This window comes from Pseudomonas sp. LBUM1672 (assembly GCF_059695655.1).
Genome location: NZ_CP166781.1, coordinates 5,912,856 through 5,928,468 on the forward strand (window position 1 = coordinate 5,912,856; position 15,613 = coordinate 5,928,468).

At 57.7% G+C, this 15,613-nt stretch carries 13 protein-coding genes and 1 pseudogene; 9 read left to right on the forward strand and 5 right to left on the reverse strand.

Going from position 1 to position 15,613, the window contains the following annotated elements; translation table 11 throughout:
* Positions 1 to 90: 90 nt before the first annotated feature.
* From mdtD to yccS, 4 genes are all read left to right on the forward strand, one after another.
* On the forward strand, positions 91 to 1,518 hold the full coding sequence (gene mdtD, locus ACA053_RS27070) for a multidrug transporter subunit MdtD (protein ID WP_497394081.1): 1,428 nt from the start codon (positions 91 to 93) through the stop codon (positions 1,516 to 1,518).
* Positions 1,519 to 1,809: 291 nt separating this feature from the next.
* A complete protein-coding gene (gene dbpA / locus ACA053_RS27075; protein WP_497318362.1) occupies positions 1,810 to 3,147 on the forward strand; it encodes an ATP-dependent RNA helicase DbpA in 1,338 nt (445 codons plus the stop codon).
* 149 nt (positions 3,148 to 3,296) lie between these two features.
* Positions 3,297 to 4,475 carry a BaiN/RdsA family NAD(P)/FAD-dependent oxidoreductase gene (locus ACA053_RS27080; protein ID WP_497394082.1) on the forward strand — a complete coding sequence of 393 codons (1,179 nt, stop codon included), beginning with the start codon at positions 3,297 to 3,299 and terminating at the stop codon, positions 4,473 to 4,475.
* Between the two features lie 286 nt (positions 4,476 to 4,761).
* Positions 4,762 to 6,945, forward strand: coding sequence for a YccS family putative transporter (gene yccS / locus ACA053_RS27085; protein WP_497394083.1), 2,184 nt, complete (start codon positions 4,762 to 4,764; stop codon positions 6,943 to 6,945).
* A 122-nt stretch (positions 6,946 to 7,067) separates the two neighbouring features.
* Here the strand turns inward: yccS and ACA053_RS27090 are convergent, their stop codons facing one another.
* Entirely contained in the window at positions 7,068 to 7,805 is a 738-nt protein-coding gene (locus tag ACA053_RS27090; protein ID WP_109635492.1) for a substrate-binding periplasmic protein, read from the reverse strand.
* Between the two features lie 257 nt (positions 7,806 to 8,062).
* On the opposite strand from ACA053_RS27090, the gene ACA053_RS27095 reads away from it, so the two are divergent.
* Positions 8,063 to 8,515 (forward strand): GNAT family N-acetyltransferase, encoded by a 453-nt coding sequence (locus ACA053_RS27095; RefSeq protein ID WP_497314199.1) that lies wholly within the window; start codon positions 8,063 to 8,065, stop codon positions 8,513 to 8,515.
* Between the two features lie 96 nt (positions 8,516 to 8,611).
* Here the strand turns inward: ACA053_RS27095 and ACA053_RS27100 are convergent, their stop codons facing one another.
* The 3 genes from ACA053_RS27100 to ACA053_RS27110 are packed head-to-tail and all read right to left on the reverse strand — an operon-like array spanning position 8,612 to position 11,583.
* Positions 8,612 to 8,908 (reverse strand): winged helix-turn-helix domain-containing protein, encoded by a 297-nt coding sequence (locus tag ACA053_RS27100; protein ID WP_090178776.1) that lies wholly within the window; start codon positions 8,906 to 8,908, stop codon positions 8,612 to 8,614.
* Positions 8,909 to 8,921: 13 nt separating this feature from the next.
* Positions 8,922 to 9,413, reverse strand: a complete 492-nt coding sequence (locus tag ACA053_RS27105; RefSeq protein WP_109636241.1) for a M48 metallopeptidase family protein — start codon at positions 9,411 to 9,413, stop codon at positions 8,922 to 8,924.
* A 46-nt stretch (positions 9,414 to 9,459) separates the two neighbouring features.
* On the reverse strand, positions 9,460 to 11,583 hold the full coding sequence (locus ACA053_RS27110) for a putative bifunctional diguanylate cyclase/phosphodiesterase (RefSeq protein ID WP_109635495.1): 2,124 nt from the start codon (positions 11,581 to 11,583) through the stop codon (positions 9,460 to 9,462).
* Between the two features lie 323 nt (positions 11,584 to 11,906).
* Here ACA053_RS27110 and ACA053_RS27115 point away from each other — a divergent pair, with 323 nt between their 5' ends.
* Complete coding sequence (locus ACA053_RS27115) at positions 11,907 to 12,575, forward strand: polysaccharide lyase family 7 protein (protein ID WP_497314201.1); 669 nt, start codon at positions 11,907 to 11,909, stop codon at positions 12,573 to 12,575.
* Positions 12,576 to 13,304: 729 nt separating this feature from the next.
* Positions 13,305 to 13,598 carry a fructose-bisphosphate aldolase gene (locus tag ACA053_RS27120; protein ID WP_497394084.1) on the forward strand — a complete coding sequence of 98 codons (294 nt, stop codon included), beginning with the start codon at positions 13,305 to 13,307 and terminating at the stop codon, positions 13,596 to 13,598.
* A gap of 51 nt (positions 13,599 to 13,649) precedes the next feature.
* On the opposite strand, the gene ACA053_RS27125 is transcribed toward ACA053_RS27120, so the two are convergent.
* Positions 13,650 to 13,781: a hypothetical protein gene (locus tag ACA053_RS27125; protein WP_497394085.1), complete on the reverse strand. Its 132-nt coding sequence runs from the start codon at positions 13,779 to 13,781 to the stop codon at positions 13,650 to 13,652.
* 338 nt (positions 13,782 to 14,119) lie between these two features.
* On the opposite strand from ACA053_RS27125, the pseudogene ACA053_RS27130 reads away from it, so the two are divergent.
* Both ACA053_RS27130 and ACA053_RS27135 read left to right on the forward strand, forming a co-directional pair.
* Positions 14,120 to 14,826: pseudogene (locus ACA053_RS27130) on the forward strand (transposase).
* A 376-nt stretch (positions 14,827 to 15,202) separates the two neighbouring features.
* Positions 15,203 to 15,562 (forward strand): hypothetical protein, encoded by a 360-nt coding sequence (locus tag ACA053_RS27135; RefSeq protein ID WP_497394086.1) that lies wholly within the window; start codon positions 15,203 to 15,205, stop codon positions 15,560 to 15,562.
* Positions 15,563 to 15,613 lie beyond the last annotated feature (51 nt).

A 15,613-nucleotide genomic window follows, 5' to 3' on the forward strand; every position in this document is an offset into this window, starting at 1 on the left:
ACTGCTGCGCAGCCGAACGGGGATAAATCCCCTCACCACAGAGTCAGTCCCGCCATGACTTTGCAGTAACTTCGACTCACAAGAGGTCCCATGCCCAACCGCCCGCCTCTCGACGCTGTCACCGCCCGCTGGGTGCCGTGGGTCGTCGCCATTGCTTTCTTCATGCAATCCCTCGACGGGACCATCCTCAACACCGCCCTGCCCGCCATGGCCCGCGACCTGGCCGAAGATCCGCTGCGCATGCAGGGCGTGATCATTGCCTACATGCTCACCGTCGCACTGCTAATCCCCGCCTCGGGCTGGATCGCCGACCGCTTCGGCACCAAGAAAATCTTCTTCGGCGCGATCCTGCTGTTCAGTCTCGGCTCATTGCTCTGTGCGTTGTCGAGCACCCTGAGCATGCTGATCGGCGCCCGGGTGATCCAGGGCCTGGGCGGTGCACTGATGCTGCCGGTCGGGCGATTGGTGGTGCTGCGCGCCTATCCGCGCTCGGAACTGGTGCGGATCATGGGGTTCATCACCATCCCCGGCCTGCTCGGCCCGTTGATCGGTCCGACCATGGGCGGCTGGATGGTCGAATACCTGACCTGGCACTGGATCTTCCTGATCAACCTGCCGGTGGGCGCTGTCGGTTGCTACGCGGTGTGGAGGTTCATCCCCGACCTGCGTGGCAGCGAACGCACCCGCTTCGACAGCCTCGGTTTCTTGCTGTTTGGCGCGGCGATGGTGCTGATCACCATCGCCATGGAAGGCCTCGGCGAACTGCACCTGCCGCACCTGCGCGTGATGTTGCTGCTGTTCGGCGGCATGGCGTGTCTGGCGGCGTATTGGCTGCGAGCCGGGCACATCGATAATCCGCTGTTCGCGCCGTCGCTGTTCAAGACCCGGACGTTTGCCGTGGGCATCCTCGGCAATCTGTTCGCCCGCCTGGGCAGCGGCGCCCTGCCGTTCCTTGTGCCGTTGCTGCTGCAAGTGGCGCTGGGTTATTCGCCGTCCCAGGCCGGGATGAGCATGTTGCCGCTGGCCGCTGCGGCGATGGTCGCCAAGTCGGTGGCGCGGCCGCTGATCGAGCGTCTGGGCTATCGCATTGTGCTCACCGGCAACACCCTGGCGCTGGGGCTGATGCTGGCGAGCATGGGCCTGGTCAGCGAGCAGACGCCGTACTGGCTGCTATTGGTGATGCTGTCGATTCTGGGGGCGATCAACTCCTTGCAGTTCACCGCCATGAACACCGTAACCCTGATCGACCTCGACGACGCCAGCGCCAGCAGCGGCAACAGCCTGCTGTCGGTGGTCGCGCAATTATCCCTGAGCCTCGGTGTTGCCTGCGCCGGCGCCTTGCTCGGCGGCTTCACCGCGGAGATCGGCAACGACGGTGTGGACACGGTGCTGGGTGCGTTCCAGCTGACCTTTGTAACGGTCGGGATCATGGCGATGCTGGCCGCGACGATCTTCTCACAGCTCTCAAAGGAAGACGGACGGCGCGTCAAACGTCCGGAAGAGCACATCGAACACTGAACCGGATACTCGTGGTGAATGATTTATCTGTGGCGAGGGGATTTATCCCCGTTGGATTGCGCAGCAATCCTGAGAAGGTTGATGCAGTCAGTCTGACCCACCGAGGAGGCAGATCAAAGGGGCGCTACGCACCCCAACGGGGATAAATCCCCTCGCCACAAGGTTTGCGTTCGTCCAGAACATTCGAGGTAAGTGACCGGGGACTGATACACTGCGCGACATTTTGTTTTGCAGGCCAGTCCCGTGACCACCATCGCCACCGCTTTTAATACTTTGCCGCTGTCCGCCGCCATGCTGGCTAACCTCGACTCTTTGGGTTATGCCGAGATGACGCCGATCCAGGCGCAAAGCTTGCCGGTGATCCTCAAGGGGATGGACCTGATCGCCCAAGCCAAGACCGGTAGCGGCAAGACTGCCGCCTTCGGTGTCGGCCTGTTGAACCCGATCAATCCGCGCTTCTTCGGTTGCCAGGCGCTGGTCATTTGCCCGACGCGCGAACTGGCCGACCAGGTTGCCAAGGAAATCCGTCGCCTGGCCCGCGCCGAAGACAACATCAAGGTCCTGACCCTGTGCGGCGGCGTGGCTTTCGGCCCGCAGATCGGCTCGCTGGAGCACGGCGCGCACATCATCGTCGGCACCCCGGGCCGCATTCAGCAGCACCTGCGCAAGGGCTCGTTGATTCTCCATGGCCTCAATACCCTGATCCTCGATGAAGCCGACCGCATGCTCGACATGGGCTTCTACGATTCCATCGAAGAAATCATCGCCCAGAGCCCTGAACGTCGTCAGACCCTGCTGTTCTCCGCCACCTACCCGACGGGCATCAAGCAATTGGCGGCGAAGTTCATGCGTAACCCGCAGATCGTGAAAGCCGAAGCGTTCCACGACGACACGCAGATCGAACAGCGTTTCTACGAGATTTCCCCGGAAGAGCGCATGGACGCCGTGGTCAAAGTCCTCGCGCATCATCGTCCGGCGTCCTGTGTCGCCTTCTGCTTTACCAAGCAGCAGGTTCAGGAAACCGTTGATCATCTGACCTCCAAAGGCATCTCCGCCGTCGGCCTGCACGGCGATCTGGAGCAGCGTGACCGTGACCAGGTGCTCGCCATGTTCGCCAACCGCAGCACTTCGGTACTCGTCGCTACCGACGTCGCCGCTCGCGGCCTGGACATCGATGCGCTGGACATGGTGATCAACGTCGAACTGGCCCGTGACTCGGAAATCCACATTCACCGTGTCGGCCGTACCGGTCGCGCTGGCGAGAAAGGCATCGCGATCAGCCTGGTCGCGCCGTCCGAAGCGCACCGCGCCCAAGCCATCGAGCAATTGCAGAAGTCGCCGTTGAGCTGGGATCAGCTGGACAACCTCAAATCCCAGGGCGGCGCACCGCTGCTGCCGGTGATGAGCACGCTGGTCATTGGCGCTGGCCGTAAAGACAAGGTTCGTCCGGGCGACATTCTTGGCGCACTGACGGGCGATGCCGGTATTCCGGGCGCTCAGGTCGGCAAGATCGCGATTTTCGACTTCCAGGCCTATGTGGCCGTGGAACGCGGGATCGCCAAGCAAGCCTTGCAGCGCCTGAACGACGGCAAGATCAAAGGCCGTTCGCTGCGCGTTCGCATCCTCTAAGAACGCCGCGCCCCCCCTGTAGGAGCGAGGCTTGCCCGCGAAGAACGAACACTCGGTGTATCTGATTCACCGCGTTATCGTTCTTCGCGGGCAAGCCTCGCTCCTACAGGGATCGGGGTAAACCCTGAGATTTGTGTGAGGACATCGTTTTGCGCTCTACCGAAGTCGTGATCATTGGCGCTGGCGCCGCAGGGTTGATGTGCGCACTGACCGCCGCCGGGCGTGGGCGCAAGGTGATGTTGCTCGACCATGCGAACAAGGCCGGCAAGAAAATCCTGATGTCGGGCGGTGGCCGCTGCAATTTCACCAACATGTACACCGAACCTGGCAATTTTCTCTCGCAGAACGAACACTTCTGCAAATCCGCACTGGCGCGCTACACCCAGTGGGATTTCATCGGCATGGTCGCCAAGCATGGCGTGCCGTACCACGAGAAGAAACTCGGCCAGTTGTTCTGCGATAACAAATCCAGCGACATCCTCGAAATGCTGCTCAATGAGTGCGATCAGGTCGGTGTGAGCCTGCACCTGGACACGTCGATCCAGACCATCGAGAAGCTCGAAAGCGGTTACTTGCTGGACACCACGCTGGGCCAGATCACCTGTGAATCCTTGGTGATCGCCACCGGAGGTCTGTCGATTCCGACCCTGGGCGCCACCGGTTTCGGTTATCAAGTGGCCAAGCAATTCGGCCACGACTTGCTGCCAACCCGCGCCGGCCTGGTGCCGTTCACCATCACCGATCAGCTCAAGGAACTGTGCACCGAGCTGTCCGGCACCTCGGTGGATTGCCTGGTGAGCTGCAACGATCAGAGCTTTCGCGAGAACATCCTGTTCACCCACCGCGGCCTCAGCGGTCCGGCGATTTTGCAAATTTCCTCGTTCTGGGAATCCGGCGATACGGTTGAGATCAACCTGATGCCCGACCACGACGTGCCGACCTGGCTGCAACAACAGCAAGCAGAACGCCCGAACAGCGAGTTGAAAACCCTGCTCGGTGAAATCTTCACCAAGAAGATGGCCAACCTGCTGGCGGACAACTGGTTCGTTTCCAAGCCGATGAAGCAGTACACCCACGCGGAAATCGCCGACATCGCCGAAAAACTGGCGAGCTGGAAAGTGGTGCCGGCCGGCACTGAAGGCTATCGCACTGCCGAAGTGACCTTGGGTGGCGTCGATACTCATGAAGTGTCGTCCAAGACCATGGAGTCGTTGAAAAGCCCGGGCCTGTACTTCATTGGCGAAGTGCTCGATGTCACCGGCCACCTGGGCGGCTTCAACTTCCAGTGGGCCTGGGCCTCGGGTTACGCCGCCGCGCAATTTGTCTGACCCGCATCAATATGGTATTGGGCTTTTGTGGCGAGGGGATTTATCCCCGTTCGGCTGCGAAGCAGTCGTAAATCTGCAAGCAAGGTCTACCTGACGTAACGCGTTTGCCGATTTGGGGCCGCTTCGCAGCCCGACGGGGATAAATCCCCTCGCCACAGGGTCAATTCAGACCTGACACCTCCACCAGGAAGGAACAGATTTTGCTGTCAGATGTGATCGGCGCCATTGCGTCGGCGTCATTACTGGCTCAATTTAGCGGCATTGCCTCGGAAGGCCTTCGCACTTCATGTCATCGACCTCATTTCGTCAGTCTCTGCGCCGTCTCTGGGCGCTGGATAAATTCAGCTACAGCGTGCGGGTATTCATCGCCCTGACCGGCAGCATGGCCGTCTGTTGGTATCAGGATGAAATGGGGCTGTTGATCCCGTTGTTCCTGGGGATCATCGCCAGCGCCCTGGCCGAGACCGACGACAGTTGGCAGGGCCGCCTCAACGCGCTGGCCGTGACGCTGGTGTGTTTTCTGGTCGCCGCGTTATCGGTCGAGCTACTGTTCCCTTATCCCATCTTTTTCATCATCGCCTTCGCCCTCGCCGCATTCTGCCTGACCATGCTCGGCGCCCTCGGCGAGCGCTATGGCGCGATTGCCTCGGCGACGTTGATTCTGTCGGTTTACACCATGATCGGCGTCGACCAGCGTGGCGGCGCGGTCACCGATTTCTGGCACGAACCGGTGCTGCTGGTGGCCGGTGCGGCCTGGTACGGCTTGCTCTCGGTGCTGTGGCAGGCGATGTTTTCCAACCAGCCGGTGCAGCAGAGCCTGGCGCGGTTGTTCCGTGAGTTGGGTTATTACCTGAAACTCAAAGCGTCGCTGTTCGAGCCGATTCGGCAGATGGATGTAGAAGCGCGCCGACTGGAGCTGGCCCAGCAAAACGGCCGGGTGGTGGCAGCACTCAATGCGGCCAAGGAAATCATCCTGCACCGGGTCGGCAATGGTCGGCCGGGCTCGAAGGTCAGCCGCTACCTCAAGCTGTATTTCCTCGCCCAGGACATCCACGAGCGCGCCAGCTCTTCGCACTACCCTTACAACGCGCTGGCCGAGGCGTTCTTCCACAGCGACGTGCTGTTCCGCTGTCAGCGCCTGCTGCGCCAGCAAGGCAAAGCCTGCCGGGCGCTGGCGGAATCGATCCAGATGCGCCAGCCATTCATCTACGACGCCAGCTTCGCCGAAGCGTTAAGCGACCTGCACGCTTCCATCGAGCACCTGCGCATCCAGAGCAATCCGGCCTGGCGCGGTCTGCTGCGTTCATTGCGGGCCTTGGCCGCCAACCTCGGCACTCTCGACCGCTTGCTCAGTGACGCCAGCAACCCCGACGCCCTCGCCGACGCCACCGACAGCAGCCTGCTCGACCGCTCGCCGCGCAACCTCAAGGATGTGTGGATTCGCTTGCGCACGCAGCTGACGCCGACCTCGCTGCTGTTCCGTCATGCACTGCGCCTGCCCCTGGCGCTGAGCATCGGTTACGGCATGGTGCATTTGATTCACCCGTCGCAGGGTTACTGGATCATCCTCACCACGCTCTTCGTCTGCCAGCCGAACTACGGCGCCACTCGGCGCAAACTCGGCCAGCGGATCATTGGCACCGCAATTGGTCTGACGGTGGCGTGGGCGTTGTTCGACCTGTTCCCCAATCCGCTGGTCCAGTCGTGCTTCGCGATTGCTGCCGGGGTGGTGTTCTTTATCAACCGCACCACCCGCTACACCCTGGCCACGGCCGCGATCACCCTAATGGTGCTGTTCTGCTTCAACCAGGTGGGCGACGGCTACGGACTGTTCCTCCCGCGGCTGTTCGATACCTTGCTCGGCAGCCTGATCGCCGGGCTGGCGGTGTTCCTGTTCCTGCCGGACTGGCAGGGCCGACGCCTGAACAAAGTGCTGGCCAACACTCTGACCTGCAACAGCATTTACCTGCGCCAGATCATGCAGCAATACGCCGCCGGCAAAAGCGACGACCTGGCCTATCGCCTGGCCCGACGCAACGCGCACAACGCTGACGCGGCACTGTCGACGACGCTGGCCAACATGCTCATGGAACCGGGGCATTTCCGTAAGGAAGCGGATGTCGGGTTTCGTTTCCTGGTGTTGTCGCACACCTTGCTCAGCTACTTGTCGGGCTTGGGTGCGCACCGTGAAACCCAGTTGCCGGCGGATGTGCGCGAACAATTGATCGACGGCGCGGGCGTGAGCCTGGCGGCCAGCATCGACGAGATCGCCCAAGGGCTGGCGAGCAAACAGCCGATTGCGATTCAGAGCGATGCGGAAGAGGCGCTGGCCAATACGCTTGAGCAAATGCCGGATGAGATCGATGAAGGGCAGCGGCTGGTGCAGACGCAACTGGCGTTGATTTGCCGGCAGTTGGGGCCGTTGCGCACGTTGGCGGCGCATCTGATCAAGGACACCAGCGAAGCCTGAGATCTGTGGTGACTGGGCGGGCCTCTTCGCGGGCAAGCCCGCTCCCACATTTGGAATGCGTTCCCTTGTGGGAGCGGGCTTGCTCGCGAAGGGGCCATCAGCCGCACCACAAATCTTTGGCTCTACATCCCATGCTGCTTCATCAACCGCTCATAACTCCCATCAGCCTTCATCTCCGCAATCTCACGGTCGAAACTGGCGACGATCTGTTCATGCTGCGGATTCTTCAGGCTGACCAATATGTGCAGGCTGTTCTCGCTCAGCGGTTTGGGCAGGAACTCCACTGAATTGCGCACCTTGGATGATTCCCGAGCCAGGTAATAACGGGCGACGTATTCATCTTCAAGCGTCAACTTGACCCTATCCGCCGCGACCATGCGCACGGCCATGGCGAAGTTATGCACAGGGACTTTCTGCAGCGACACGTCTTCGTCGAATTCCGATGAATAGGCATACCCGCGCACCACCGCAATCGGATAGGTGTGCAGTTGCTGCAGGTTGTTGAACTCGATGGGCGCGTCCTTGCGCTTGAGAAAGCGCACGCGGTTGATCAGGTATTCGCCGGAGAACTGGCCCAGTTTGGTGCGTTCATCGGTGTACCAGGCGTTGACCAGCACGTCGTACCGGCCCTCGCCCACCCCGAGCAACGCTCGCGCCCAAGGCACTTGTTCGAAATCACTGGCGTAACCGGCCCGGGCCAGCGCGGTGCTGACAATGTCCGTGGCCAGGCCGCCATTGACCAGCGTGGCGTCGGTAAACGGCGGCCAGGCGTCCGCGACCAGACGCAGCTTTTCTGCTGCCGCGCTCTGTGTCAGCAACAGCAGCACGATCAAAGCACAAGCTTGATGCAATCGCGGCATGCCAGAAATCCTTAGCGGGCGCGTTGCCCGGCGTGTTTTTCAGCCAAAACTCCAAGACTCATGTACCGACCAGCCAGGTACTCAACATTAGCTCATTGGAGCCACTGCACAGCGCTTCATCGCAGATTACACAAAGAAGACAACCCCGCGCGAAATGAATGGTGGCATTTTGGCCTTTGTCACAGATTTCTCCGCCATAAAGACATCTATCACCGGGACGCTTAGTATCGGAACGACGTTGCTCAAGGAAAGTGAAGATGACAATCGATTGGGTCTGCAAACACCACAGCGATCTGGGGAAGGAGCAGCTGTACGCCATTCTCCAGTTGCGCGCGGAAGTATTCGTCGTCGAACAGAAATGCGCTTACCAGGATGTCGATGGCCAGGATCTGGAAGGTGACACCTGCCATTTGATGGCGTGGGACGGGGATCGGCTGGTGGCCTATCTACGCTTGCTCGACCCAGAAACCCAGGGCGGCGACGTGGTGATCGGGCGGGTGATCATTGCACCTGGCGCCCGTGGCACCGGGCTTGGGCATGAGTTGATGGCCCAGGCGCTGAGGCAAGCCGAAAAGCGCTGGCCTGAAGTGCCGATCTATCTCTCGGCGCAATCGCATTTGCAGGGGTATTACGGGCGATACGGGTTTGTGGTATCGGGCGAGGAGTTTCTGGAGGATGACATTCCGCATATCGGGATGCGTCGTCCTTAATGGCCCTATCGCGAGCAGGCTCGCTCCCACAGGGGACCGCGGTCAAATGTGGGAGCGAGCCTGCTCGCGATGGCGTCATCTCCAACACTGCAAATCTTACGGGTACTCCAACACCGCTTTAATCTGCCGCAAATTGCGCTCGATCCACCCCCGATCAATCGCCCCCCACTCGCGAATCCGATAGCGTCCCGCATGATTGCGCGCCCCCTCTTCCTGCTCGAACTCGCAAATGATGTCCAGGTCCGCCAACGCCGCAATCGTATCCTGCGCCGTGCGCCGGGGCATGCCGGTCACTTCGGTCAGCGCCGGGACACTGCTCGCCAACCCGCTATCGATCAGGTACGCCACGTACAACCGGCGATAGAAGCTGCTTTTGGTTTTGCTTACATCCATCCAGTCACTCCCTTTACTGCATATCCCGCCACGTCAGGTACACCCGCAGATCAAACTCCACCTGGTGATACCCCGGCAACATGTGTTCGCAGAGCTTGTAGAACGCCTTGTTGTGATCCGATTCCTTAAAGTGCGCCAGCTCATGCACAACGATCATTTTCAGAAACTCGGAGGGCGCTTCCTTGAACAACGAGGCCACGCGGATTTCTTTCTTGGACTTGAGCTTGCCGCCCTGCACCCGCGAGATCGTCGTGTGCAAACCGAGGGCGCGGTGGGTCAGGTCGAGGCGGTTGTCGAATAGCACCTTGTCGATGGCCGGCGCATTGCGCAGGTATTCCTGTTTGAGATCCAGCGCGTAGGTGTACAGCGCCTTGTCACTCTGCACTGCGTGTTTTTCCGGGTAGCGCTGGCTCAGGTAGTCGCCCAGCCGATCTTCGACGATCAACTGGCGCACCTGGTCTTGCAAAGCAGCGGGATAGGCCTGGAGGTATTTCAACGCGGTCATCAGGGGCGGCAACACAATCACGGAAAAGGTCGCCAGTGTAGCGAATTCAGCCGGTCAGCGCGCTCCAGTCAAACGGCTCCACAAAGTCGCCAGCGTCTTCGGCCATCATCGGCCGCCCCACCAGAAAACCTTGCACGTACTGGCAACCATTGGCTTGCAGCCACTCATATTGCGCAATGGTTTCCACCCCTTCGGCAATCACCAGCATGCCGTATTGCTTGCACAGATCGATCACATTGCGTACCAGCGCCGCATCCCGTTCGGACGCCGGCAATCGAGCGATCAGATGCCGATCAAGCTTGAGTGTGTCCAGCTCCAGGTCGCGCAGATGCGCCAGTGAGCACGGCCCGGAACCGAAATCATCCAGCGCCACCCGCACCCCGAGATTGCGTAGCAGGCGCAACGTCTTGCGGGTTTCTTCGGGGTTTTGCATCAACGCTTCTTCCGTCACTTCGACTTCCAGATGACGGGGCTGCAAACCGTGACGCTCCAGCACCTGGCGCAATTCAGTGACCAGATTGGGCATGCCGAACTGAGTGCTGCTCAAGCTGACGCCCAACACCAGATCCTCGGCGAACAAGGTTTCCCAGGCTTTGCGCTGGCCAGCCCCGCGATGATAAATCCAGCTGCCCAGACGACTGATCAGCCGCGCCTCTTCCAGCAATGGCAAAAACAGCCCCGGCGGTACATCGCCGACACTCGGGTGTTGCCAGCGCAGCAACGCTTCAAAGCCACGAATCTGCCCGCTGCCAATGGCCACCTGCGGCTGATACACAAGGTTGAAATCACGGTTCTCAATGGCGGCGCGCACGCTTTCTTCGAGCATCAATCGCGAGCGTGCCCGGCCATTCATGTCGTGGTCGTAGAAACGGTATTGCTGGCGGCCGGCACGTTTCGCTTCGTACATGGCGATGTCCGATGCACGCAGCAAGCCATCAAGATTTGAACCGCAATCCGGGTAAGTGGCGATGCCGATGCTGGCGCCCAACGCGATATCCAGGCCATCAATCTGCTGACAGATCGACACCCGCTCGATGAGCTTCTCGGCAATCTTCGCCGCTTGTTCCGGGAACTCCAGATCCAGCAGCGCCGTGAACTCGTCGCCGCCCATGCGCGCCAGAATGTCGAAGGGCCGCAGACAGGCTTTCAATTGCTCTGACACCCAGCGCAGCACTCGGTCGCCGGCATCGTGACCGAGGGAATCGTTGACGCGTTTGAAGCCGTCGAGGTCCAGGTACAACAGCACCCAAGCACTATCGGACCGTTCGCCGCGCAGCAGCAGATTTTCAACCGTCTGGTAAAAACCGCGACGGTTGAGCAGCCCGGTCAGCGGATCCGTCACCGCCTGGAATTCCAATTGCTGATGCAGATGGCGCACCACCGACATGTCCAGCACCGTCACCACCATCGCATGCTGCTCGCTGGGCAAAGGCGCGCAAGACAGCGCCACCGGCACTTGCTGGCCGGGTGCCGTTCGCAGCAGCGCGTCGTGCAGGCGCAGTGTTTCGCCACGTTTGTAACCGGTGTAAAGATCAGAATCCGCCCAGACCGGGATATGCGGTTTTTGCAGGAAATCCAGAAACTCCCGGTCTTGCAGGTCCTTCACCGTTGCATTGAGCAAGCGCGACATTGCCGGGTTGGCAAAGCGGATCAGACCGTCCTCACCGACCACCAGGATGCCTTCGGCGGCATTGTCCAGCACCGAGGCATTAAACGCGCGCGCGACCTCCAGATCGTGGCTCAGGCGCTGCAACGCACGGCGATTGCGCTGATGCTCGAGCAACGCCTGGACTTTTGGCTTGAGAATTTGCGGGTCGAACGGCTTGAACAGGTAATCCACCGCGCCACTGGCATAGCCCTTGATCACGGCGTCCTGGGACTGTTCGTTGGCGGTCAGGAAAATAATCGGCGTAAGACGGGTTCGCTGGCTGCCGCGCATCAGGCGCGCCACTTCAAAACCGTCCATGCCCGGCATCTGCACATCCAGCAGCACCAGGTCGACATCGTGTTCGAGTAAAAGACTGAGGGCCTCAAAACCGGAAGCCGCGGTAATGACCTGCCAATCCTGGCGCTGGAGCAACGCGCGCATGCTGATCAGATTTTCAGGGTAGTCATCGACGATTAAAAGGATCGAGTTGCCTTCAGCTGGCGTGGGGGGCGCGCATTCCATGCTGCTTCTCTTGTTCGGGGCGTCAGGCCGGTTTCTCGTGAAAACCGGACAAATACTGAGCCTTCACTCTAGACCGGGATCCGCAAAAGCAGAAGCAGCCAATGCGCCATCATTTAACCATCACGTACATTTGCCGACTAACGGTCGCTTCTACAGCCCCCTGAAACCGGGAAAGATGGCCTTTTAACAGGATTTTGACGCCATCCGTTTGTCATTTACGCATTAACAAATTGAACTTCTGCGCTTATAAGGACTGCCCCCAAGGCGCGTGCCAGAGCTTCTGGCACGCGCGTGCAGTAAAAAATTCGTGGAAGCTTTTGTCTATGATCGATCTCGCAACCTGGAACCTCAGCGTTCCTGTCGGCAATCCGCCGTACACTGTCGACACGCCAAAACTGGTGAACGGCTTCAAGGATCAATACTTCCACTCCGACACCGGCACCCTGTTTTTCTGGTCACCGGTCACCGGCTCCAAAACTGAAAATGCAAAATACCCCCGCACCGAACTTCGCGAAACCTACAGCAACGGCACCCTGAAAAACTGGCTCTACCCGGACGCCGACAACTCCCTGCGCGCCACCCTCGCGGTCAACCAGGTACCGAGCACAGGCAAAATCGTCATCGGCCAGATCCACGCCTATGAAAGCCAGAAACCCATGGTGAAGCTCGAGTATCAGTACAAGACCAGCACACAGTCGGGCAACATCGTCGCCAAGGTACGCATGCGCCCGGATGACGACGAAGGTCGGGTCATCACCATCGCCACCGGGGTGAAGCTTGACCGGGAGTTTTCCTACCTCATCCACCTGAGCCCGGGCGGTGCACTGGGTATCAGTGCGGCGGGTTATCAGTGGGACACCGACATTAGCGCGACATGGCGCGATAAGCCGCTGTATTTCAAGGCCGGGGTCTATGTGCAAGACCACACCGGGTACACCAGCGAAGGCGGGAAAGTGACGTTCAGCAAGCTGGATATTGATCACGATAAGTAAACCAACCCCCCGATCGTTTCCACGTCGAGGCGTCGAACCGTCCGCGTGGTAACGCATCCCGGGACGCTCCGCGCCCCATCCCTCTGAAGAACGCCGCAGTTCCTGTAGCAGCTGCCGAGCAACGCGAGGCTGCGTCCGACCGCGCAGCGGTCGCAACACACCGATCACCGTATTCCTGAAAAACACGGTGATCGGTTTCACGACTGCTGCGCAGCCGAACGCAGCCTCGCAGGCTCGACAGCTGCTACAAACCAATCATCTAAGTATCTGAAAAACTCGTAGGACGCCTCTGACCGTGGCGAAGGAGCTTGCTCCCGCTGGACGGCGAAGCATCTCAAAATCCTGCCATCAATTTCTGATGACTCCCCACAGCGCCCTGTTTTATTGCGGTGACGCCGTAAACCAAAACCACGCCACCTAGATAAAAGGCCAGACAGGCGTCCTACAGGGCAGTTGCGGATGCCAGAGTTGCTGCCTAGAGTTGGCCTGTCGCTGACACCGTTGGCGATAGGGTTTCGCAGCCCTAACGATACGTGTAGTAACCTAGCGCCTCGAAAAGACGGGCGCCTCAGCACTCGTCCTCCTTTTTTATGGTGGCTGTGTGTGGGAGACCTTCGGGTCTGCCGGGTTCCTCGTATCCTCGGTCTGCGAACCCGCACACAGCTACCACCCAATTCGTTTCGCAGCGAACGGCAGTAGCTCTTCCTTTAGATTCGAGGAGCTTTACTTATGACAATGAACAATCCGCCCCGCCGCTTCACTCCAATGTCCCAATTCGCCACCAACTACCCCGTCCTGCTCATCGACAGCGACGCCCCGCTACGCGAACTCCACAACTGCGTCAGCGAACGCCTCAATGCAGTTCTCAAATACCTGAACCTCATTGCTTGTTCCAGCCTGCCGGACTATGCGGAGAACGATATCAACACCGTTACCAATATTGCGCGGATCATGATTCAAGACATCGCCGATGTGTTTGGAGTAATTGAGCAGCGCGGATTTGATCAGGCTAAAGTTGAATAGCAGTTTTTCAGGGGAATAAAAAAACCCGCTTTATCGCGGGTTTTTTTCAGACTATTTAGATTCTTTAGGAATCGTCATGGGGGCAGGCTTTTTGCCGTTTTCTACATCACCAAAATTCTTTTCAGGAGGAATGGTGTAAGGGGCCGGCTTTTTACCGTCTTTCTTTAAGTCCTTTGTACTCATGATTGCGTACTCCATTACATATTTTAGGGGAACAAGGGGGCAGATATGGTTTAACGCCCCTTTGTCTTTTTTCTTGTTACACGCTAGAGAATAGAGCGATACAAACTTGCCAGCACCTGTAGGAAATGACAGTTTTTTATACGCTTTGGCGATTAATATATCGTTTCTTATAAAAATACTGAAAAGACATTACAACAAAGGTACAACAAAGGGGACAGATTTGAATGGCACTTACTTAGCAGCTAACCACTTGAGCAGAACAAAGGGGACAGATTTATTATTTAATCGATTGCCTGCTGCTATGCTTCACCCATCACTACAAGGACGTAGGAGGCTATATGCCCAGAATGGGACGTGTTGTGTTACCCAATTATCCGCATCATGTCGTGCAACGAGGTCACAACAAGCAGGTTGTGTTCGCCGAACCGGGAGACTACCAGCGTTACCTCGAAGATCTGCGAGAGCTCAAAGCGCTTTACGACGTTAAAGTTTATGCCTTCTGCTTGATGACCAATCATGTCCACCTACTACTCGCACCAGGAAACTCCGCTGCGAGCCTCGGACAATTGATGAAAGGCCTGGCAGGCGAATGACGCGCTATCGCAACAAGCTGGAGGGACGCTCCGGTACCTTGTGGGAAAGTCGCTACAAATCCAGCGTGGTTCAAACTGACACCTATTTGCTGGCTTGCATTCGATACATCGAGCTAAATCCGGTGAGGGCGCAAATGGTTGAGCATGCACAGGATTACCCTTGGTCGAGCCTGCACCTGCGTCTCAATGAAACGGCTGAAAATCATTGGCTGGATGAAGATCTTTGCTTCACCGAGTTCGGCAGAACCCATACCGAGCGCCTTGCCCGTTACACCTCTTTTATGGAACAGACGATTCCTTCCTCGGAATTGCAATTGATCAGAGGCGCCCTTCAGCGCGGACAATTGACGGGCAACCCTCGATTCACAGATGAGATAGAAAGAATCACTGGAACGCGAATATCGCATCGCACGCGAGGCCGGCCTGCAAAGCAAATCGAAAAGAGGCACTAAAGGGGACGATTAAATAAATCCGTCCCCTTTTCGCTCATTTTTCTAGTCCTCCTTTTAGCAAAAACATAACAAAAAGTTATAAAAAACTGTCAGGTTTTACAGGTGCTTTAAACAGCCTTTCCATCTAGCCTCATAAACGCAACAAGTAAAACAGAAAAGAAGGACAATAATAAATCTGTCCCCTTTTCTACTTATTATTTAAAAAACCACCACCCCTATAACAAAAAGGTATGAGAAACTGTCATTTATTACAGGTGACGGGCGCCATCTGATACAACTAGCCTTATCTACGAAACACAAAAAAGAACAGGGGTAAAAAATCTACCCCCTCTGCTCTTTTCCTCTGTTACATCCTACACAGCGAAAGGACTCTCTTATGAAATACGAAGATCTTAAATCCAACAGCCCAGAGCTCAAACGACTCAAACGACTCAAACAAGACTTGGCAAATTTAATAGCCACTACACAACCGTTACTCGAAGCAGAAGGACACGAGGTAGAGAACAAGCGAGTCCAATATCTAATGAACAGTTACGCCAAAACACCACAAGAAGAGGAGGCGCTACGCGTAACATATGAAACCGCGTCCAAAACTTACGGTTCAAACAAAGAAAACTACCAAAACAAACAAAATGCTATAAATAAAGAAATCTACAATACAGAGCGTAGGCTTGCAGAAGAAAGTGACGATGCACGACCAAAAACTCAGAAAGAACTGGACGATGAATGGAGTTAAAAAAACCAAAATCAAGAGCGCTCTATTGATCCTGCTAAATATCTGTAATTG

What these genes read in the sequence shown, in the direction of transcription:
- ACA053_RS27095 (WP_497314199.1), top strand. Translation starts at nt 8,063, where the DNA reads ATGACAATCGATTGGGTCTGCAAACACCACAGCGATCTGGGGAAGGAG.
- ACA053_RS27135 (WP_497394086.1), top strand. Translation starts at nt 15,203, where the DNA reads ATGAAATACGAAGATCTTAAATCCAACAGCCCAGAGCTCAAACGACTC.
- yccS (WP_497394083.1), top strand. Translation starts at nt 4,762, where the DNA reads ATGTCATCGACCTCATTTCGTCAGTCTCTGCGCCGTCTCTGGGCGCTG.
- mdtD (WP_497394081.1), top strand. Translation starts at nt 91, where the DNA reads ATGCCCAACCGCCCGCCTCTCGACGCTGTCACCGCCCGCTGGGTGCCG.
- ACA053_RS27115 (WP_497314201.1), top strand. Translation starts at nt 11,907, where the DNA reads ATGATCGATCTCGCAACCTGGAACCTCAGCGTTCCTGTCGGCAATCCG.
- ACA053_RS27120 (WP_497394084.1), top strand. Translation starts at nt 13,305, where the DNA reads ATGACAATGAACAATCCGCCCCGCCGCTTCACTCCAATGTCCCAATTC.
- ACA053_RS27100 (WP_090178776.1), bottom strand. Translation starts at nt 8,908, where the DNA reads ATGGATGTAAGCAAAACCAAAAGCAGCTTCTATCGCCGGTTGTACGTG.
- ACA053_RS27090 (WP_109635492.1), bottom strand. Translation starts at nt 7,805, where the DNA reads ATGCCGCGATTGCATCAAGCTTGTGCTTTGATCGTGCTGCTGTTGCTG.
- dbpA (WP_497318362.1), top strand. Translation starts at nt 1,810, where the DNA reads ATGCTGGCTAACCTCGACTCTTTGGGTTATGCCGAGATGACGCCGATC.
- ACA053_RS27105 (WP_109636241.1), bottom strand. Translation starts at nt 9,413, where the DNA reads ATGACCGCGTTGAAATACCTCCAGGCCTATCCCGCTGCTTTGCAAGAC.
- ACA053_RS27125 (WP_497394085.1), bottom strand. Translation starts at nt 13,781, where the DNA reads ATGAGTACAAAGGACTTAAAGAAAGACGGTAAAAAGCCGGCCCCTTAC.
- ACA053_RS27110 (WP_109635495.1), bottom strand. Translation starts at nt 11,583, where the DNA reads ATGGAATGCGCGCCCCCCACGCCAGCTGAAGGCAACTCGATCCTTTTA.